This window comes from Oleiagrimonas sp., from assembly GCF_027858935.1.
In the GTDB taxonomy this organism is placed as follows: Bacteria; Pseudomonadota; Gammaproteobacteria; order Xanthomonadales; family Rhodanobacteraceae; genus Oleiagrimonas.
The window spans coordinates 1-4,169 of record NZ_JAQIBU010000204.1 but is presented as its reverse complement, the minus strand read 5'-3'; the positions used below and the strand labels follow the sequence as shown (position 1 = coordinate 4,169).

Sequence of the window (4,169 nt, the reverse complement as noted above, 5' to 3'; positions counted from 1 at the left end):
ACATGGCGTCAGCATCGGCACGCTTGACATGGGTATAGGCGGTGTAGGGAAAGGCGGGGTACAGCAGTCGCCCATGCCTGCCCTTGCCCTCGTGGAGAGCCGTCCAGAAGTCCTCTTCGGTCCAGGTTCCGATTCCGGTCGCCTTGTCGGGCGTGATGTTGGACGAATACAGCATGCCGAACGGCGTGGGGATTGGCCGGTTACCGGCAAAAGGCTGGCCGCCCCGGGAGCTGTGACAGGCCACGCAGTCACCTGCGCGAACCAGGTACCGGCCCTTCTCGACTTGCTGCAGGCTTGGTGTCCGCGTGCTCGAGCCGACGTCAGCCGACACCCGGCCGCCATGGGCCGTCAGCGCAAACGGGATGCCGATGATGGCTGCAACAAGTATTCCGGCGATGCCAGCGGGACGGTTCATCCAGCTCATCATGGCCGCTCCACGCTGCCGCATTTCATGGGCAGCCGTTGGCGCAGTGCGTCGCCAGGTGCCGGCACATCCTGATGCGGCACGGCCTGCGTGGCAAACCATGCCGAAACGGCAGGAATATCCCGGGGCCGAAGCCGGACTGCAATGGCACGCATGCAGTCCGGTGCGCGCGCGGTGCGGGTACCATTGCGCCACGATTCAAGCTGTGCACTGATATAGCTGAAAGGCAATCCCAGCAATCCCGGTATATCGGGTTGCGCGCCGGTCAGTCGCTTGCCATGACACGCCTGGCAGGCTGGAATCCGGAGTGACGGGTCGCCCTTGCGAACCAGTTGCTGGCCTCGGTCAAGCAGTGCCTGGGTCAGTATCGGCGGATGCCGTTGCCGATACTGCACATGCTGCGTGGCGAAGTAATGTGCAATCTCCCGCATGTAGGCGTCGGAGAGCGGATGCAGCACGTACTCCATCAACGGGTACTCCCTGCGACCGTCGCGAAAATCCAGCATCTGCTGATACAGGTACCGTTCCGGCTTGCCGGCGAGGCGAGGGTTGAAGCCGTCATGGCCGCCCTCGCCGTGTTCGCCATGACAGCTGGTGCATGCGGCGATACGTTGCTTGAGCGTATCCGGTACCTGCGCAGCCTGGGCATATGCCGGTACTGAAACAGATGCTTGCACGGCCGCCAGCAGCCAAACACAAAACGCGAGCGAAGGCGTACGCAACATGGCGGCTCCCGTAAATGGAGATTGGGAAATTTTCCGGCGGCAAAAACACGGGCCCTGCGCGGCCGGTTGGAACATGACGATCCTTCATTATAGCCAGCGGGCACGAACAAGGATGCGCGCCAACGTGAACACCCTTCTGAATCGAGTGCGCGCTGTGTAGACTGTTCCAATGCTGGCTTTACACAGCACTGTCCAGGGGAATCAGGAATGAATATGCGGTCGACGATCTGTCTCGTGTTTTGCGCCGGTCTGGCCATGGGGCCAGCTCATGCACGCACACCCATGCCCACGTCACCAGCGCCAGCCACATCGGTCAGCCCCACGCCTGCGGTCTACGCCTCCATTGCGACTTTGCAGCGACGCATGGACAAGGGCACGCTGACGGCAAGCGAACTGGCAAAAAAATTCATCGCGCGCATTGCCTCCATGGACCAGTCCGGCCCGCAGGTGAATGCCGTACTGGAAGTCAATCCGGACGCATTGGAAATTGCCCGCCATCGTGATGAGCAGCGTGCCCAAGGTAACGCCCACGGCCCGTTGCTCGGCATCCCGGTTCTGCTCAAGGACAACATCGACACCGGCGACCGCATGATGACCACGGCCGGCTCGCTGGCGCTGGTAGGCCCACCCGCCTCCAGCGACGCCACGGTCGTTCGCAAGCTTCGTGCCGCTGGCATGGTCATCCTGGGCAAGACCAATCTCAGCGAGTGGGCCAATTTCCGTTCGACCCACTCCACCAGCGGTTGGAGCGGTCGTGGCGGATTGACCCACAACCCGTATGTACTCAACCGCTCCGCTTGCGGCTCGAGCTCCGGTTCCGGTGCAGCCGTCGCCGCTGGCTTTGTCACGGTTGCGCTGGGCACCGAAACCGATGGTTCCGTGATCTGTCCCTCCGCGGCCAACGGCATCGTCGGGATCAAGCCGACCGTGGGCCTGGTCAGCCGCGCCGGCATTGTGCCGATCAGCAACAGCCAGGATACTCCCGGTCCCATGGCGCGCACCGTGGCGGATGCCGCCCGGTTGCTGACGGCCATGGCCGGCAGCGATCCGGCCGACCCGGCCACGGCCGAAGCCGACGCGCATGCCACCGATTACACACGCTTCCTGGATCCCCAGGGGCTGCGCGGCAAGCGCATCGGCGTGGTACGCGAGCTGGCTGGCTACGACCCCGCGACCGACCGTGTGCTCGATCAGGCAGTGGCCGCAATGCGCGCCGCAGGCGCCATCGTCATCGATCCTGTCAAACTGCCGCATGTCAATGATTTCGGCAAGGCCGAAAACACCGTGCTGCTGTACGAGTTCAAGCACAACATCAATGCCTATCTGAGCCATCGCACCGGGCTCAAGGTCCACAACCTGGCCGATCTGATTGCCTTCAACAAGGCGCATGCGAACAAGGAAATGCAGTGGTTCGGGCAGGAGTTGTTCCTTGAGGCCGAGAAGAAAGGTCCGCTGACGGACAAAGACTACCTGGCAGCTCGCGCCAAGGCCCATCGCCTGGCCGGTCCGGAGGGCATCGATGCCGCCCTGGCTGCGCATCACCTGGACGCGCTGGTCGCGCCCGCACAGGGCCCGGCCTGGGTCAACGACCTGGTTGATGGCGATCATGACAGTGGCGCGGGATACAGCGCTGCGGCAGTGTCCGGCTACCCGTCGATCACGGTGCCGGCCGGCTTTGTCCATGGTCTTCCGGTGGGCATGGTGTTCTTCGCCGGCAAATGGAGCGAGCCGGCGTTGATCTCGATCGCCTATGGATTCGAACAGCACACCCATGCACGCCGACGCCCACACTTCCTGCCCAAGGTCATGGCCAGTCCGCTTGCCAAGTCGGATGCAACAAAAGACGCCGCCACGCCAGCCAGGGACCACTGAACCGGGCTGCATCCAGGCCGCATCGGACAACCTTCCGATGCGGCCTGTATCCCTGTTCACGGGGTGCTTCGCAATCTCCAGTGACTGCAGGTGATGCAAACGCGGATCGACATGCGATCTGCAGGCACGCAAAAAGTCAGCGTCTGCCAGCACCAGGCTGGGGTCCCGCTCCGATGCGAAAGCAAGGTCTTTCGCGTACGGCATCCGGGCCGGGGCCAGCTGGAAACCACTGCAACGCGCATCCGGATCGGAGCGGCCGGATCGAGATGGCGGGCCGTTCAGCCGCCGATGCGGCCACCAGACTTGTTCACGATGCGCATCGCGATCTCCAGCGACTGCTCGTAATTCAAACGCGGGTCGACATGCGACTTGTAGGCACGCGAGAGATCGGCTTCGGCCAGGCCACGCGCCCCACCCGTGCATTCGGTGACATCCTCTCCTGTCAGCTCCAGATGCACGCCACCAAGACGCGTTCCTGCAGCCGCATGCATGTCGAAGGACTGCTCCAGTTCGCTGGCGATATTGTCGAAACGACGGGTCTTGTAGCCATTGGCCGTGCTTTCGGTATTGCCGTGCATCGGGTCGCAGATCCACAGAACGCGACGACCATCCGCGCGTACGGCCTCGAGCAGAGGGGACAGATGTTCGGCAATCTTGCCTGCACCCATGCGGTGGACAAGGGTAAGCCGACCCGGCTCATCGTCGGGATTGAGCACGTCGATCAGGCGCAACAGGTGGTCACGCTGCATGGTCGGCCCGATCTTGATCGCGATCGGGTTGCGGATACCGCGGAAATACTCCACGTGCGCGCCATCCAGCGCTGCCGTGCGCATCCCGATCCAGGGGAAGTGGGTAGCCAGATTGAACCAACCCCATTGCCTGGGTACTCGGCGGGTCTGCGCCTGTTCGTAGTGAAGCAGCAGTGCTTCGTGGGCGGTGAAGAACTCCACCCGTGAAAAGCTCTCCAGGGACTCGCCGGCCAGCGTCTCCATGAAGCGCAGGGAATCGATGATCCCGCTGACCATCTGCCGGTATTCCTTGGCCAGTGGAGAATGGTCCACCCAGGCCAGATCCCAGTACTCCGGGTGGTGCAGGTCGGCAAAGCCGCCGTCGATCAGCGCGCGCACGAAGTTCATGGTCATGGCGGA

Annotated in this window: 3 protein-coding genes and 1 pseudogene; 1 reads left to right on the top strand and 3 read right to left on the bottom strand. The window is 63.0% G+C overall.

All coding sequences use genetic code 11. The features are described 5' to 3' along the window. Together PF446_RS07495 and PF446_RS07490 are read right to left on the bottom strand one after the other, a co-directional pair. Positions 1–415: pseudogene (locus PF446_RS07495) on the bottom strand (cytochrome c); the annotation flags it as partial. Between the two features lie 8 nt (positions 416–423). Then, positions 424–1,149 (bottom strand): c-type cytochrome, encoded by a 726-nt coding sequence (locus PF446_RS07490; RefSeq protein WP_298070728.1) that lies wholly within the window; start codon positions 1,147–1,149, stop codon positions 424–426. A 282-nt stretch (positions 1,150–1,431) separates the two neighbouring features. Here PF446_RS07490 and PF446_RS07485 point away from each other — a divergent pair, with 282 nt between their 5' ends. Further along, a complete protein-coding gene (locus tag PF446_RS07485; protein ID WP_298070726.1) occupies positions 1,432–3,021 on the top strand; it encodes an amidase in 1,590 nt (529 codons plus the stop codon). 278 nt (positions 3,022–3,299) lie between these two features. Here the strand turns inward: PF446_RS07485 and PF446_RS07480 are convergent. Continuing rightward, on the bottom strand, positions 3,300–4,169 hold an 870-nt coding region (locus PF446_RS07480; RefSeq protein WP_298070724.1), incomplete at its 5' end, for a 3-deoxy-7-phosphoheptulonate synthase.